The organism is Rhodococcus sp. WAY2 (genome assembly GCF_009859915.1).
Classification (GTDB): Bacteria; Actinomycetota; Actinomycetes; order Mycobacteriales; family Mycobacteriaceae; genus Rhodococcus_F; species Rhodococcus_F oxybenzonivorans.
Genome location: NZ_CP046572.1, coordinates 6,086,427 through 6,101,542, shown reverse-complemented (window position 1 = coordinate 6,101,542; position 15,116 = coordinate 6,086,427). Strand labels below are relative to the sequence as shown.

Annotated in this window: 14 protein-coding genes; 3 read left to right on the top strand and 11 right to left on the bottom strand. The window is 67.6% G+C overall.

Features of this window, described 5'->3' with window-relative positions; all coding sequences use genetic code 11:
• Window position 1: 1 nt before the first annotated feature.
• Window positions 2-1,171 carry a sensor histidine kinase gene (locus tag GFS60_RS27440; protein ID WP_159926083.1) on the bottom strand — a complete coding sequence of 390 codons (1,170 nt, stop codon included), beginning with the start codon at window positions 1,169-1,171 and terminating at the stop codon, window positions 2-4.
• Window positions 1,172-1,336: 165 nt separating this feature from the next.
• On the opposite strand from GFS60_RS27440, the gene GFS60_RS27435 reads away from it, so the two are divergent.
• Together GFS60_RS27435 and GFS60_RS27430 are read left to right on the top strand one after the other, a co-directional pair.
• Window positions 1,337-1,978: a hypothetical protein gene (locus GFS60_RS27435; protein ID WP_159926081.1), complete on the top strand. Its 642-nt coding sequence runs from the start codon at window positions 1,337-1,339 to the stop codon at window positions 1,976-1,978.
• 64 nt (window positions 1,979-2,042) lie between these two features.
• Window positions 2,043-3,431: an alpha/beta-hydrolase family protein gene (locus GFS60_RS27430; protein ID WP_159927590.1), complete on the top strand. Its 1,389-nt coding sequence runs from the start codon at window positions 2,043-2,045 to the stop codon at window positions 3,429-3,431.
• On the opposite strand, the gene gatA is transcribed toward GFS60_RS27430, so the two are convergent.
• The gene (gene gatA, locus GFS60_RS27425) at window positions 3,405-4,901 is read right to left on the bottom strand and encodes an Asp-tRNA(Asn)/Glu-tRNA(Gln) amidotransferase subunit GatA (RefSeq protein WP_159926079.1); all 1,497 of its coding nucleotides are present in this window, start codon (window positions 4,899-4,901) and stop codon (window positions 3,405-3,407) included. The two genes, GFS60_RS27430 and gatA, sit on opposite strands and share 27 nt — an antisense overlap.
• Window positions 4,898-5,197: an Asp-tRNA(Asn)/Glu-tRNA(Gln) amidotransferase subunit GatC gene (gatC, locus tag GFS60_RS27420; protein ID WP_109331061.1), complete on the bottom strand. Its 300-nt coding sequence runs from the start codon at window positions 5,195-5,197 to the stop codon at window positions 4,898-4,900. The genes gatA and gatC overlap by 4 nt, the downstream gene beginning before the upstream one ends.
• A gap of 350 nt (window positions 5,198-5,547) precedes the next feature.
• Here gatC and GFS60_RS27415 point away from each other — a divergent pair, with 350 nt between their 5' ends.
• Complete coding sequence (locus GFS60_RS27415; protein ID WP_159926077.1) at window positions 5,548-6,198, top strand: amino acid-binding protein; 651 nt, start codon at window positions 5,548-5,550, stop codon at window positions 6,196-6,198.
• 21 nt (window positions 6,199-6,219) lie between these two features.
• Here the strand turns inward: GFS60_RS27415 and GFS60_RS27410 are convergent, their stop codons facing one another.
• The 8 genes from GFS60_RS27410 to GFS60_RS27375 all read right to left on the bottom strand — a co-directional run bounded on the left by GFS60_RS27410 (window position 6,220) and on the right by GFS60_RS27375 (window position 15,088).
• Window positions 6,220-6,708 carry a GNAT family N-acetyltransferase gene (locus tag GFS60_RS27410; RefSeq protein ID WP_159926075.1) on the bottom strand — a complete coding sequence of 163 codons (489 nt, stop codon included), beginning with the start codon at window positions 6,706-6,708 and terminating at the stop codon, window positions 6,220-6,222.
• A gap of 57 nt (window positions 6,709-6,765) precedes the next feature.
• The gene (ligA, locus tag GFS60_RS27405) at window positions 6,766-8,856 is read right to left on the bottom strand and encodes an NAD-dependent DNA ligase LigA (RefSeq protein WP_159926073.1); all 2,091 of its coding nucleotides are present in this window, start codon (window positions 8,854-8,856) and stop codon (window positions 6,766-6,768) included.
• Between the two features lie 41 nt (window positions 8,857-8,897).
• Window positions 8,898-9,920 (bottom strand): methionine synthase, encoded by a 1,023-nt coding sequence (locus GFS60_RS27400; RefSeq protein ID WP_159926071.1) that lies wholly within the window; start codon window positions 9,918-9,920, stop codon window positions 8,898-8,900.
• Window positions 9,917-11,011, bottom strand: coding sequence for a tRNA 2-thiouridine(34) synthase MnmA (gene mnmA, locus GFS60_RS27395; RefSeq protein ID WP_159926069.1), 1,095 nt, complete (start codon window positions 11,009-11,011; stop codon window positions 9,917-9,919). Before mnmA ends, GFS60_RS27400 begins: the two co-directional genes overlap by 4 nt.
• Entirely contained in the window at window positions 11,011-12,231 is a 1,221-nt protein-coding gene (locus GFS60_RS27390; RefSeq protein ID WP_159926067.1) for a cysteine desulfurase family protein, read from the bottom strand. Before GFS60_RS27390 ends, mnmA begins: the two co-directional genes overlap by 1 nt.
• 17 nt (window positions 12,232-12,248) lie before the next feature.
• Window positions 12,249-13,169 carry a lysophospholipid acyltransferase family protein gene (locus GFS60_RS27385; RefSeq protein WP_159926065.1) on the bottom strand — a complete coding sequence of 307 codons (921 nt, stop codon included), beginning with the start codon at window positions 13,167-13,169 and terminating at the stop codon, window positions 12,249-12,251.
• Window positions 13,166-13,999, bottom strand: coding sequence for a GNAT family N-acetyltransferase (locus GFS60_RS27380; RefSeq protein ID WP_159926063.1), 834 nt, complete (start codon window positions 13,997-13,999; stop codon window positions 13,166-13,168). The genes GFS60_RS27385 and GFS60_RS27380 overlap by 4 nt, the downstream gene beginning before the upstream one ends.
• 132 nt (window positions 14,000-14,131) lie before the next feature.
• The gene (locus tag GFS60_RS27375; protein ID WP_159926061.1) at window positions 14,132-15,088 is read right to left on the bottom strand and encodes an electron transfer flavoprotein subunit alpha/FixB family protein; all 957 of its coding nucleotides are present in this window, start codon (window positions 15,086-15,088) and stop codon (window positions 14,132-14,134) included.
• Window positions 15,089-15,116 lie beyond the last annotated feature (28 nt).

Genomic DNA, 15,116 nt, shown 5'->3' with positions numbered 1-15,116 from the left:
CCTAGGCTGACGCGGCCGCAAACTCGGCGTGCACCTCGAATCCACCGTTGTCGTGCATCCGGGTGGTGAGCACTCCCCCGACGGCCTGCGCACGCTCGCGCATGCCGATGATTCCGTTGCCTCCGGTGGACTCGTGCCTGGTCAGCGCGGACGCGAGACTCCGTTTCGCCGGACCGTTGACCACGGCAAGCGACACGATCGGAGATTGGTACGTGATTTTCACCTCGACCGCCGCACCCGATGCGTGCCGCGCAGTATTGGCCAGTGACTCCTGCAGGATGCGATACATCACCAATCCGACCGACTCGGACACGAGTGTCTGATCACCGGACACAGTCCAGGTGACCGGAATCCCGGCCCGCCGACTGCCCTCGAGCAACTCGCCGATCTGGTCCACCCCCGGCTGCGGGGCGTGCTCCGCGAGCTGGCCGTCGCTCCGCAAGACGCCGAGCAGTCCGCGTACCTCGTTCAGTGCGGCGCGCCCGGCGGCGCCGATCGACTCGAATTCCGCGCGGGTCTCGTCCGACACGTTCGCGATGCGGTATGGGGCGCTCTGCGCCTGCACGACGACCATCGACATGTGATGTGCGACAACGTCATGCAGGTCGCGGGCGATGCGTGCCTTCTCCTCGAGAATCGTGCGACGCGTGCGTTCGAGCTCGCTCAACTCCTCCTGCCGGGCGAGTTGCCTGCGGGAGAGCACGAGCCAGCGGATCAGCAGGCCGAAGACGACGATCGCCGTGAGCCCGACGGCCCAGCCGCGGCCGTTGGTGCCGGGAGTGTCGGCGAGGAAGAGGAGCACCGTCGAGATCCACGCGACACCGACCACGGGAATGGCCGCCCGCATACTCACAGCCGCCAGGAGCGCGAGGATCACCAGGATATGGACTACCTGCCAGGGATAGTCGTAACCCTCCTGCAGTCCGAAGACCCGCGGAATGACCAGAGCCGACACTGCAGAGACAGCCCACCCGAGAGCGGGGTTAGCGCGGATCAGAACGAAAGGGAACGCTGCGAGCGCCGCAACGAACGGCTGAATCGGCGGGCTGACCTGGTGCGTCAATTGCAGTGTCGGCCACGCGACAGCGAAGAGAATCGCTGTGACCGAGGCAATTGCCACGTTGAGCCACTGACCTCGAGCAACGCTCCGGATTCGCGTCTTCTTGTCCACACGTCGAGCGTAGGAGCTGCCTTCGCAGCGCGTCCTCACTCCGCGGGCCGAGGTACTTCTAGTACCGAGGTATGAGATTGCAGCCGACTGGTCCTCCGAAGCCAGGAATCGAACCGGACTCCGGTGTGATGTGGCTGCGTAACGCTTGTTCATACCGTCGTCCTCATGCGAACGACGGGGACACGGAGAACTACGTGGGCAGCAGTGGCCTGTGCCGCAACGGCACTTCTGACCACTACCGGGTTTTCCGGCACCGGGACCGCGGGCACACCCCGGGCGGAGAACGCCGCCGCATCGGACGCGGTACGCACGCTCACCTCCGCCGAGGAGTTCGGCGAAGCGTCCATCCCCGAGGACTTCGAATCCGTCATGGGGTACACACCCCAGCGCGTCGAGGGAATGCTCGCCGACCCGGACGGCGACTGCTCGTCCCCGGTTCCGCTGCCGGTCGAATTCGTTGCGTCGTGCAAGGCCCACGACCTCGGATACGACCTCCTCCGTTACGCCTCCCTGTCTGGGAACGACCTCGAGCCGTGGGCCCGACAGAGCCTGGACGCACAGCTCGATCGACGCATGCACGCGGCCTGTGACACGCGCGTCGACGAAAGAGCTCGCGCATCCTGCTACGTCATGGCGAACATCGCGGCCACTGCCGTCACGGGAAATAGCTGGCGCCAGGGATATTCCGCGCCCGTCACGGAGTCCGGAGTCAAGTACGGGCTCGCAGGCGGTCTCGGTGTGACGCTTCTCGCGGGCGCCGTCTGGTCCCTCCGCCGCCGTCCGGAACCCGAGGGAGCCGTCGCATGAGCACGACCACCGTCCTGGGCACCCGGCCTCCCGGGGACTACGGAAGCCGGTACCGGCATCTGCGCTGCGCCGGGCCTTCGCCACGACGATTCCGGTGTCGGCACTCCCTCGGGCGTCCTCCACGATCGTCGTCACTCTCTGCGTACTCGCTTCTCTCACACCGTCATTGCTCCCTCGAAGCGCCCTGACGCAGGCACTGTTCACCGGGGTCTTCGCTGCGGCGGGGCTCGGGATGCTCGTCCTCGCTCGTCGGTTGCGACAGGTGCTCACCCGCTCCTCCGGCTCCCGGGTACCACGGGAATCCGTTCGACTCCTCGCCTTGCTCGGCGCGATGGTCACCACCACCTGGGCGATGGTCGCGGCCGATCACTGGCAGGACTCCCTCCGGCAGGTGATGGGGATGAGCAGCGTCGGCCCGGGCCACTGGATGCAGGTGATCCTCGGAGCCGTAGCGACGTTCGTGGTCGTGGTCGCCGCCGGTGCGACCGTCGCCTCGGTGGCCCACCGTCTCGGCTGGATCGGCAGTGCTACGACGGCCGTCGTTCTCGCGACCGGTCTGCAACTGGTTGCCGGGCCCGCCGTGTGGGAGATGATGTCGCGTTCCTACAGCGATTCCAATGACGTGGTCGACGTCTCGTCGCAGCGCCCGATGTCCGCCGCACGAGCGGGGAGCCCCGAGTCCGTTGTCAGCTGGGAGTCGCTCGGGCGACAGGGACGTCGCTTCGTGGCAGCCGGTGAACAGTCCGGGAGTATCCGCACGTACGTCGGAATGAACTCGGCACCGGACGTGAAGTCCCGTGCGGCGCTGGCAGTCTCGGAACTCGAGAGGGCCGGCGGATTCGCCCGCTCGGCCATCGTCGTCACCGTCCCCACCGGCTCCGGCTGGATCGACGAGAACGCGGCGGAAGGATTCGAGGACCGCTTCGACGACGACGTCGCGATAGTCGGGCTCCAATATTCCTACGCACCGAGTTGGATCACCTTCGTCTTCGGCCGTTCGGCGGCCGACGAATCGGCGGCAGCATTGTTCGATGCGGTCGCCGATCGCATCACGGCACTACCCGATGCGATCCGTCCCGCTCTCTACGTCTACGGTCAGAGCCTCGGATCCGTCGGCGGGAGCGCGCAATTCGCCGACGCGGCAGACCTCGGCCGGCGAGCATGTGGGGCGCTGTGGGCCGGACCGCCCGCCGGGTCCGTGATGACCGACGGCGCAACGGTTCTGGCCAACACGTCCGATCCCGTCGTGTGGTGGTCACCCGACCTGATCCTGCGCCGGCCCGATCTGTCGCGGGCCGTGGCCGATGCTCCTGTCCCACAATGGATTCCCGGCCTGACGTTCCTCCAGGCGAGCGTCGACCTGGTCTCGGCGCTGAATTTCCCAGCCGGGCACGGGCATCGCTACGGGAAGGAACAGGGCACCGCCCTACCCGACTGCGACCTCACTCGGTGATTCGAGGGGACCACGAGCAGCTTCGAACGCCGCACCCACCCGGTAGAGCCGCTCGTCGGCCAGCGCCGGCGCCATGATCTGGAACCCGACCGGGAGACCGTCGTCCGCCGACAGTCCGGACGGAACGGACATGGCGCAGTGGCCCGCGAGATTGGTAGGCAGGGTGCACAGGTCCGACAGATACATCGCGAGTGGATCGCCGACCTTCTCCCCCAGCTTCCAGGCCGTGAACGGACTGGTGGGCGACACGAGGACATCGACCTTCTCATAGGCCCTGTCGAAGTCGCGGGAGATGAGAGTCCGGACCTTGAGCGCCTGGCCGTAGTACGCGTCGTAGTACCCCGCCGAGAGTGCGTAGGTACCGATCATGATGCGACGCTTGACCTCCGGGCCGAAGCCCGCGGCACGGGTAGCTGCCATCACCTGATCCGCGCTCATGTCACCCTCGTCGATGCGCAGTCCGTAACGCATGGCATCGAACCGGGCGAGATTCGAGGACACCTCACTCGGGAGGATCAGGTAGTACGCCGCGAGCGCGTACTCGAAGTTGGGACACGACACTTCGACGACCTCGGCGCCCAGTTCGGTGAGCTGTGCCACGGCAGCGTCGAACGAGGAGAGGACGCCGGGCTGGTAGCTGTCGGAGTGCAGTTCCTTGACTACGCCGACCTTCACACCCCGCAGGTTGCCGCTCGCGCCCTCCCGCGCCGCGGCGACCACCGGACGGACCGGCGCATCGATGGAGGTGGAGTCGCGCGGATCGTGACCGGCGATCACCTCGTGCAGCAGGGCGGTGTCGAGAACCGTGCGACCACACGGCCCACCCTGGTCCAGCGACGACGCACAGGCGACCAGGCCGAAACGGGACACCGTGCCGTAGGTCGGCTTGGTGCCCACCGTCGCGGTGAGGGCGGCGGGCTGACGGATCGATCCACCGGTGTCGGTACCGATCGCGAGCGGGGCCTGCCGGGATGCGAGCGCCGCGGCGCTACCGCCACCCGAGCCACCCGGGACGCGCGTGGGGTCCCACGGGTTGCGGGTGGGGCCGTACGCGGAGTTCTCGGTGGAGGAGCCCATGGCGAACTCGTCGAGGTTGGTCTTGCCGAGGATCGGGATTCCGGCGGCGCGAAGCTTGCCCGTGAGAGTCGCGTCGTAGGGGGCGACCCAGTTCTCGAGGACCTTCGAGGCACACGTGGTGGGCATGTCGGTGGTCGTGAAGATGTCTTTGAGCGCCAACGGAACTCCCGCCAACGGCGATGCAGGAGCCTCACCGGCCGCGAGTGCGCTGTCCACCTCCTTCGCCGACACGAGGGCCTGCTCCCCCGCAACGTGCAGGAAGGCTCCGAGTCCGCCGTCGACCTCCGCGATGCGGTCGAGATGTGCCTGGGTGACCTCGACGGACGACACCTCACGGCTGTGAATCTTCGACGCCAGTTCTGCCGCGTCGAGTGTGGTCAGTTCGGCGCTCATTCGCCCTCTCCGAGAATCTGCGGGACGGCGAAGCGATCCTGCTCGACAGCGGGCGCGCCGGACAGCGCCTGCTCCGGGGTGAGCCCGGGAACGATCACATCCGGACGGGTCACGTTGGTGACCGCGTTCGGGTTCGCCATCGGCTGGACGTCTTCTGCGGGAACCTCGGTGACCACCTTCACGTGGCTGAGAATCGAGTCCAGCTGACCCGCGAACTCGTCGAGTTCGGCGTCGGTCAGGGCGAGTCGAGACAGCCGCGCGAGGTGCGCGACCTCGTCACGGGAGATGGCAGGCACCGCGGGGCCCCTTTCAGGTCGGACGTACACAATGTCCTTCCCAGCCTAGAGCGTGGCCGGATCAGCCGTGCAGCCAGCGCCGCTTCCTGACGGTCGGGAAGGGTGGTGGAACCACCAAGACCACGACCGGAGTGGTGGTGATGGGCCCAGGTTTCGAGTCGACATGTTTCGCGAATGAGGCGATTCGGTATCGGGGGTGTCAACTAATCGAGCGCGACCAGCAACTCCCGCGCAGCCGGTCCCCGAAGGCGGAGGGGGGACCGCATACTCGGAACCGAAAGTGCAAGGATGGTCGTGACGGGGGTCGCAGGTAGCACTCCCGCGTTTATCTCGTGGTGAAAGGGACGCACGTGTCGTATCTGCTTCGCGTCCAGCTCCCCGACCGACCAGGTAGCCTCGGCTCGCTCGCCGTCGCCCTCGGTTCGGTGGGCGCTGACATTCTGTCGCTCGACGTGGTGGAGCGGGGTGCAGGATTCGCCATCGACGACCTCGTGGTCGATGTCGAGCCGGGGTCCCTCCCCGACACCCTGATCACCGCCGCCGAGGCCCTCCCCGACGTCACCATCGATTCCATTCGTCCCTACGCCGGAATACTCGACACCCACCGCGAACTCGAGTTGATCGATCAGGTGGCCACCGCGGCGGACGACCGTCTGCAGGTCCTGGTCGACGGCGCTCCGCGGGTGCTGCGCGTCGGCTGGTCCGTGGTCGCGGACCTGGGACCGCGGGGCGCTTACCGCGTGGTCGGAAGTTCCGGAGCTCCGGAAACCCATGCCACGGACATCCCGTGGATGCCCCTCGAGAAGCCGATGGCGCTGGACGGTGAGGGTGACTGGGTACCGCGGGTGTGGCGCGATATGAACACCACCCTGGCCGCGGCCCCACTCGGCGCCACCGGCCGCGTGCTGATGCTGGGCCGGCCCGGGGGTCCAGAGTTCCGCCCGTCGGAAGTCGCGCGGCTGGGGTATCTGGCCGGCATCATCGCAACCGTGCTGGGCTGAGGGCCTTACCCGCGGCCTGCCTCACACCAGTTCGCGGACCAGGACGGTCAACTCCACGCCGGGTACCGGATGCCAATTCCGTTCGGCCACAGGAACAAATCCGTTGCGGTCGTAGATGCGCCGGGCAGCTTCCATCGACGGCTGCGTCGACATCACGACGGCCCGGTCGCCCCGGTCGTAGGCGGTGTCCAGTACGTGCCGCACCAACGCCGAACCGACGCCGGAGCCGCGCGCGTCCGGCGACACCGCGAGCATGCGGAACTCGAGTTCGCCCGGCTGTGCCACATCCGCGTAGGGCGACGCCGGATCCGCGATCGTGACGGAGCCGACGACCCGGCCGTCGATGACGGCAACCCGGACATCCGCCTTCTCCACACGTCCGGCCGTATCGCGCAGGCGTTTGGTGTACGGATCGTGTGCTTCGACGAATCCGCCGCCGACGTACGCGATCACCGTCAGGTCGCCGACGACCTCGTACTCGTCCGGGGTCACATCCCGTATTTCGATCATGTCCAGAACTATGGCAGGACACCTCACGGTGCCCAAAAAACAGGAGTGAGGTACCGGTCACATCGCCGAATCGGCCACAGCCTCCGGCCCACCTTCGAGCAGTCGCCGGAATCCGTCCTCGTCGAGAACAGGAACACCGAGTTCGACGGCCTTGTCATGCTTCGAGCCCGGTGATTCCCCGACCACCACATAGGCCGTCTTCTTCGACACCGAACCCGCGGCCTTGCCGCCTCGGACGAGGATGGCTTCCTTGGCCTGATCACGCGAGAACGTCTCGAGTGATCCCGTCACCACAATCGACAAGCCTTCGAGGTTGCGCGGGATCGATTCGTCACGTTCATCTTCCATGCGCACCCCGGCCGCCGCCCACTTCTCGACGATCTGCAGATGCCAGTCGACTCCGAACCATTCCGCGACCGCGGCGGCGATGGTGCCGCCCACGCCGTCCACTGCCGCCAACTCCTCGACAGAACTCTGGCGGATCCGATCGAGCGAACCGAACTCGCCGGCAAGCGCACGGGCAGCCGTGGGTCCCACATGTCGAATCGACAACGCCACGAGCACCCGCCACAGCGGTTTGTCCTTCGCGGAGTCGAGGTTGTCGAGGAGCCGCCGGCCGTTGGCGGAGAGAGCCCCCGCCTTGGTTCGGAAGATCGACGTCTTCAGGAGATCGTCCTCCGTGATCGAGAACAGGTCACCCTCGTCCTCGATCGCTCCGGCCTCGAGCAGCCCCGTCGCGGCCTCGTAACCGAGCACCTCGATGTCGAACGCGCCGCGGCCCGCGACGTGGAAGACCCGCTCCCGGAGCTGCGCGGGACAGTAGCGCTGATTGGGGCAGCGGATGTCGGCATCCCCCTCCTTGGCCGGGGCCAGGAGGGTGCCGCACTCGGGGCAGTGTGTCGGCATGACGAACTCGTGTTCTTCGCCCGTGCGCACATCGACGACGGGCCCCAGAACCTCTGGGATGACGTCACCAGCCTTGCGGATCACCACGGTGTCACCGATCAGCACACCCTTGCGCTTGACCTCGGAGCCGTTGTGCAGGGTGGCGAGTGACACGGTGGAACCGGCGACGGTGACCGGTTCCATGTAGGCGAAGGGTGTGACCCGTCCCGTCCGCCCCACATTGACCCGGATGTCGAGGAGCTTGGTGGTGGCTTCCTCGGGCGGGTATTTGTACGCGATTGCCCACCGCGGGGCTCGCGAGGTGGAACCGAGCCGGCGTTGCAGCGACATCTCGTCGACCTTCACCACCAGTCCGTCGATTTCGTGCTCGACGTCGTGCCGGTGTTCGCCCCAGTACTGGACCTTCGCCACCACCGCGTCGGCGCCCACGACGCGGGAGGTGTGTGAGGAGACGGGCAGACCCCACGCGGCGAGCGCCGTGTAGGCGTCGTACTGCGAGACGGGCTCGAACCCTTCGATCCGGCCGAAACCGTGACAGATCATTCCGAGACGGCGACGGGCAGTGACCGCGGGATTCTTCTGCCGCAGCGAGCCGGCTGCGGAGTTGCGGGGATTCGCGAAGGGCGCCTTGCCTTCGTCGACGAGCGCGGCGTTGAGAGCCGCGAAATCCTCGAGCCGGAAGAACACCTCGCCGCGCACCTCGAGCAAGGCGGGAACCGGGTATTCGTCTGTGCCGGTGAGTCTTTCCGGAATGTCGTCGATCGTGCGTGCGTTGAGTGTGACGTCCTCGCCCGTGCGCCCGTCACCGCGAGTGGCTGCGCGCACGAGTCGGCCGTTCTCGTACACGAGGTTGAGTGCGACGCCGTCGATCTTCACCTCGCAGAGGTAGGGCAGATCGGCGCCCGCCTCCTGTTCCACCCGGCTGATCCAGGTGCGCAACTCGTCGGTGGCGAACACGTTGTCGAGACTGAGCATCCGCTCGAGGTGGTCGACGGAGGTGAAATCCGTCGCGAAGCCGCCGCCGACGAGCTGGGTCGGCGAGTCGGGGGTGCGCAGGTCCGGGTACTGGTTCTCGAGGTCGTTCAACTGTCCGAGCAGCGCATCGAACTCACCGTCGGAAATGACGGGCGCGTCGCGGACGTAGTAGCGGAACTGATGCTGCCGCACTTCCTCGGCCAGTTCGTTCCACCGCTCCCGTACGTCGCCGGGGGCGGGTGTCGGGGCTTCGGTCGATTCAGTCACGTCCGAAGATTAACCGGTCGGGCCGACAGCCAACCCGCGAGTCACAGTGATTCGGGGTCGTCGGTGAACGCACTACTCACTTCAGTGCTCAGACGCAGGGCCTCACGACTCCACTGCTCGTCTGCTCCGGCGAGCCCACATGCCGGGGTGACCGCCACCTGGGTGCGCAGTGTCGTGCGGGGAAAACCGAGTCGGTCGATCAGCGTCACGGCCGGTGCGGCGAGGTCACGCCACGTGGTGGGGACCGACGGCGCCACGCTGGGGATCAATCCGAGAGCCAGCTCCTTCCCGGCGTCGAGCAGTTCCCCGATGCCGTCCAGATCGGCTGCTGTCAGCTGCGCCACGTCCAGGCCGACCGCTCGTGCCGTACTGCGCCGCAGCAGGTCGGTGGGTATCCCCGCGGCGCAGCAGTGCACCATCGTGACACCACCGGAGCCGGTGAGAGTCGCCTCGAGTACCGCGAGGGCTTCCGGTTCGGGCAGCGCGCGGACCGTCTCGAGACGGGTCCGGCCGGACAACGTGCCCGCCAGCACCGCAGGCAACCGCGGTTCGTCGAACTGGATCAGGACCTGCGCACCGACACGTCGGGTCACCTCGGCGGCATGCCGGGCCACACCCTCGCCCAGCGACTCGGCGAAGTCCCGCACCGCGCCCGGATCGGTGAGGACGCGGCGGCCCGTGCCGAACTCCACTTCCGCGGCCAAGGTGAGCGGTCCGACCGCCTGCACTTTCACCACATGGTCGGCGCCGACCAGACCGGCTGTCTCCCAGGCTTCTTCGAGCGCGTCGAGGTCCTGGTTCAGCAGGTCGGTGGCCCGCTTGGCCACCGAACCTCTCCGCGAGACCACCCGGTACGCCGTCGTGGATACGTCCAGCTGCAGATCGACGAGAAGTGCGCTCGCACGGCCGATCATGTCTGCTCCGAGCCCCCGCGCGGGCAACTCCACCAGGTGAGGAAGCCTGCCCAGTTCCCCGAGAACGATCGTGGCGGCTTCGCGTGCATCGGTTCCGGGCCACGAGCCGACGCCGGTGACCGCACCGGCCAGCGAAACAGTGTGTGTCACTGCGCGGTCGGACGGGAGTCGGTACCCGAGATCGTTCCACTGCCGAGGACGATGTCGCCCGCCGGATCCGTCCGGTAGAGGACCACTGCCTGACCCTTGGCCACACCGGTGAGGGGTTCGCGCAGCGAAATGGCGATGCCGCCGTCGACTGCCTCGGCCACGGCCTCGGCCAGGCCGCCGTGCGCGCGTACCTGAACCGTGCACTCGATCGGCGCGTCCGGCACCCGGCCCGACGTCCAGACGGCTCGCTCGGCGCTGATCGCGTGCACCTCGAGGTTGCGAGCAGAACCCACCCGGACGGTGCCCGTCTCCGGCTCGATCGCCGTGACGTACCGCGGCTGTCCGTCCGCTGCGGGACCCTGGACGCCGAGACCCTTGCGCTGGCCGATGGTAAAGCCGTGTACGCCTTCATGTTCCGCGAGAACTTCACCCGAGTCGGCGTCGACCACACTTCCGGGGCGCACACCGATCCGCGCGCCGAGGAACGCCCTGGTGTCGCCGGAGGGGATGAAGCAGATGTCGTGGCTGTCGGGCTTGTTCGCAACGGCCAGACCGCGCTCGGCCGCCTCCGCCCGGATCTGCTCTTTCGGAGTGTCACCTACCGGGAACATCGCCCGGGACAACTGCTCGGCGGTGAGCACACCGAGAACGTAGGACTGGTCCTTGTCGGCATCGACAGCGCGCCGGAGCACCCCGTCGTGAAGCTGCGCATAGTGACCCGTGGCCACCGCGTCGAACCCGAGCGCGATGGCGCGGTCCGCCAGCGCCGCGAACTTGATCTTCTCGTTGCAGCGCAGGCAGGGGTTGGGTGTCTCACCGGCGGCGTAGGACGCCACGAAGTCGTCGATCACGTCTTCCTTGAAGCGATCGGCGAAATCCCACACGTAGAAAGGGATTCCGAGAACGTCCGCCGCACGCCTGGCATCACCGGCGTCCTCTTTGGAGCAGCACCCCCGCGATCCGGTCCGCAAGGTTCCCGGTTCGGCGGACAACGCCAGGTGCACACCGACCACGTCATGCCCTGCAGCCACAGCCCGGGCCGCAGCGACGGCGGAGTCGACTCCGCCACTCATGGCCGCCAGTACTCGCATCAACGATTCCCTCCACGCGCTCCGACACCGGCGAGCCCCGCGGCGCGGGCTCGCTCCACTACTTGCGGCAGCGCCGCGATCAACGCTTCCACGTCTCCCGCCGTCGACGTGTGCCCCAACGAGAACCGCAGCGAACCCCGCGCGGTGGCCGGGTCCACACCCATCGCCGTCAGGACGTGACTCGGGCGAGCCACGCCCGCCGTACACGCCGAACCGGTGGAGCACTCGATTCCCGCTGCGTCGAGCAACATCAGCAGGGAATCACCCTCACAGCCGGGGAAAGTGAAATGGGCATTGCCGGGCAGGCGTGCAGCACCGACCGGCCCGTTCGATACGGCGTCGGGAAGAATTTCCTGCACTCGTGTAATCAGCTGGTCCCGCAGGACGGTCAACTCCTCGGCGCGCGCGTCGAGGTTCGCGGTGGCGTGCCGCAATGCCGCTGCCATCCCGACGACACCGGCCGTGTCCGGGGTACCCGAACGCAGGTCGCGCTCGTGACCGCCGCCGTGCAGTAACGGAACGCATGCCACCTGCCGTCCGAGCAGCAGTGCACCGACTCCCTGCGGGCCGCCCACCTTGTGCGCGGCGATACTGAGCGCGGAGAGACCGCTCGCGGTGAAATCGACGGGCAGATGGGTGACGGCCTGGACCGCGTCGCTGTGCATGGGAATCTCGAACTCCGCCGCGACCGCTGCCAGTTCGGCGATCGGCATGATCGTGCCGACCTCGTTGTTGGCCCACATGATTGTGACCAGTGCGGTTTCGTCGGCATGGCGGGCCAATTCGTCGCGCAGCACGTGCGGGGACACCCGACCGCGCTCGTCGACCGGAAGCCACGAAACCTGGGCGCCTTCGTGCTGCTCGAGCCACTCCACCGCGTCGAGGACGGCATGATGCTCGACGGAACTCGTGATGATCCGCACCCGGGCGGGATCGGCGTCGCGGCGGGCCCAGAAGATGCCTTTGACCGCCAGGTTGTCACTTTCGGTTCCGCCGGAGGTGAAGATCACCTCGGACGGACGGGCCCCGAGGTCGGCCGCGATCGATTCGCGCGCCTCCTCGATACGGCGGCGGGCGGCACGTCCCGAGCCGTGCAGCGAGGACGCATTGCCCACGGTCGAGAAGACGTCGGTCATCGCCTGGACGGCCGCGGGCACCATGGGAGTGGTAGCTGCGTGGTCCAGGTAGACAGGGCTGTCGGCACTGCGGGCAGAGGTCATGACCCGACCAGGATAACTCAGGCGATCAGGCGCTCTTCCGTCTCGATCCGGGTACCGGTCCGCTGGGCGGGCTCCCGCGCCGGATCGAGGATGTCGTGCGCTGCGAGATCGATGGGCTCGGAACCCCGCACGGCGCGCTCACAGCGGGCGGCGAGATCCCGGCGCGACTCTCCCGGGTACTCGATCGGCGCCAGCCGGACTTCGGCGACGACGCCTTTGTGCCGAATGATTCGCCGAATCGACCCGCCGATCGTCTCCTCACCCACGAAGCACGGCCCGGTGGTCAATTCTCCCCCGCGCATCGTGTATCGCAGGGACACCGGCTGCACCGGGCACTCCGCGTCGATCGCCGCCTGGAACAGCGCCGGGCGGAAACCTCCGTACGCGCGCCCGCACCACGTCGTCCCCTCCGGGAAGGCGGCCACCCTTTCGCCGTCTCGCAGTCGTGTCGCTGTTGCGGCCACGGTGCCGGGCAGCGCCCGCAGGTCGTGCCGGTCGATCGGGACGATCCGCATCCGCCGCGCGAGCGACCCCAGGATCGGCCAGTCGAGAAGGTCTGCCCGCGCAACGAAGCTTGCCGGGTGAAGAGCACTGAGAACCAGGACGTCGGTCCAGGAGACGTGGCCCGCCACCACCAGGATGCCACCCTCGTGCCGCCGCTTGCCGCGGTGATCGACCACCTCGAGCCGCAGGCCCACACACCGCAGCAGCATTGCCGCGTACCGACGTTGAAGACCGGTCCGCCACGTCTGTGGCATCACGCACCCGGCCGTCAGCAGCGGCGCGGTCATCAGGGCGGAGGCTACGAGGAACCAACGGATCGCGACGACAACGGCCGAGACACCCGGCGCCTTCGGGGGCAGGCATCTGCTGCCGCACGGACTCGACGGCATCCAGGCGTGGACGGGAACCGGCGTCTCGCTCGAGGTGGTGTTCACGCCTGCGTCCCGGTTTCGAGGTACGCCGACGCCGAACGCAGCCGTTCGAGGTAACGCTCGTTCGCGTGATGCAGTCCCTGCAGCGCGACGAAGTCGGCGACACCGAATTCCGGGTCATGGGCCGGCTCCCCGCACACCTTCGCGCCCAGACGGAGGTACCCCCGCAGCAACGGGGGCAGCGAAGGCCGGGCAGGTGGCTCGATCTCGTCGAGGGATCGGCCGGCCACGCGGACCGGGTTGCGGGGAACGACCCGGGCCGCAGGGTCGTTGCCGTGCTTGCTCAGGAGCAGATCTCGCACGCCGCGCACGTTGGAGCCGGCCGGGACATCGGGATGCTCCTGCATGGGCACGGACACGCAGCCCATCACCCAGTCGTAGCCGGTCAGCTGCAGGTAGTGGAGGATTCCGGACCACATCAGGCTCAGTACCGAGCCGGAACGGTGGTCGGGGTCGACGCACGCCCTGCCCATCTCCACGATCCGATTGCCTCGCGGGTCCAGGGCCGAGATGTCGAACTCGGTGGCCGTGTAATAGCCACCGGCCTGTGCGGCGGCATCCGGCGGAAGCATGCGGTAGCAGCCTACGAATTCGCCGGTGGCCTCGTGGCGGACGAGTAGATGGTCACAGAATTCGTCGAATCGGTCGGCCTCGAGCCCAGTGGTGGTGGCGGGAACCGAAAAACCCGGCTCCGCGGCGAACACGCGGTAACGCAGCCGCTGGGCCGCCACCCGATGCTCGCGGTCGGAGGAGACGACGAGGGAGTACCGGGGTGGAACTACAACGGTATCGGCGGTGTCACTCGCTGCGCGAAGAACAGACGAAGTTGTCATGGCGCAGGTTTACCGAGCAGGGGCGGCGGCGGGGCATCGACGAGGTGTCGTGTCGATGCAGCCGGGGTGAACGGTATAGATACGACAGCGGCCCCGCTCCCTCGAGGGAACGGGGCCGCCGACAGGCGATTTCTAGCCCTTGTGGGTCTTGACAGCCTCGGTGAGCTGCGGAGCCACGTTGAACAGGTCGCCGACGATGCCGAAGTCGGCGATCTCGAAGATCGGCGCTTCCTCGTCCTTGTTCACGGCGACGATGGTCTTCGAGGTCTGCATACCGGCGCGGTGCTGGATGGCACCGGAGATGCCGAGCGCGATGTACAGCTGCGGGGAGACCGTCTTACCGGTCTGACCGACCTGGAACTGGCCCGGGTAGTAGCCGGAGTCCACAGCGGCACGCGAGGCGCCCACCGCGGCGCCGAGCGAATCGGCGAGTTCCTCGACGACGGAGAACTTGTCTGCGCTGCCGACGCCACGACCACCGGAGACGACGACGGTCGCCTCGGTGAGCTCGGGCCGGTCGCCGCCGACGATCGGATCACGCGAGGTGATCTTGACGACGCCCTCGTCTTGCGCGGGAACCTCGACCTCGACCTTTTCGCCCGCGCCTGCCTCCGGCTTCGCCTCGATGGCACCCGGACGCACGGAGATGACCGGGACGTCACCATTGGCCTTCGCCTCGACGGTGAACGCGCCACCGAAGATGGAGTGCACAGCGCTGCCGTCGGACTTCACGTCGACGACGTCGCAAAGCAGGCCGGATCCGATGCGGGCGGCGAGACGTCCGGAGACCTCTTTGCCTTCGATGCTCGCGGCGGTGATGACCGCGGCCGGGGCAGCGGACTCGACGAGCGACGCGAGGACGTCGACCTTCGGGGTCACCAGGTAGCCCTCGATGTCGTCGGACTCGGCGACATAGATCTTGGCTGCGCCGGCGGCCGCGAGTGCGTCGGCGATCTTGTCCGCGGTACCGGCGGGACCGGTGACCACTGCGGCCGGCTCACCGAGCGCGCGAGCGGCGGTGATCAGTTCGGTGCTGACCTTCTTCAGTGCACCCTCTGCGTGCTCGACGAGCACCAGTACTTCTGCCATGTCTAACTCTCCCTGTATATGTCTGCTG

Excerpts from the sequence above, each read along its gene's own strand:
- GFS60_RS27435 (WP_159926081.1), top strand. The coding sequence starts at position 1,337 with ATGCGAACGACGGGGACACGGAGAACTACGTGGGCAGCAGTGGCCTGT.
- gatA (WP_159926079.1), bottom strand. The coding sequence starts at position 4,901 with ATGAGCGCCGAACTGACCACACTCGACGCGGCAGAACTGGCGTCGAAG.
- GFS60_RS27410 (WP_159926075.1), bottom strand. The coding sequence starts at position 6,708 with ATGATCGAAATACGGGATGTGACCCCGGACGAGTACGAGGTCGTCGGC.
- mnmA (WP_159926069.1), bottom strand. The coding sequence starts at position 11,011 with ATGCGAGTACTGGCGGCCATGAGTGGCGGAGTCGACTCCGCCGTCGCT.
- GFS60_RS27390 (WP_159926067.1), bottom strand. The coding sequence starts at position 12,231 with ATGACCTCTGCCCGCAGTGCCGACAGCCCTGTCTACCTGGACCACGCA.
- GFS60_RS27380 (WP_159926063.1), bottom strand. The coding sequence starts at position 13,999 with ATGACAACTTCGTCTGTTCTTCGCGCAGCGAGTGACACCGCCGATACC.
- GFS60_RS27375 (WP_159926061.1), bottom strand. The coding sequence starts at position 15,088 with ATGGCAGAAGTACTGGTGCTCGTCGAGCACGCAGAGGGTGCACTGAAG.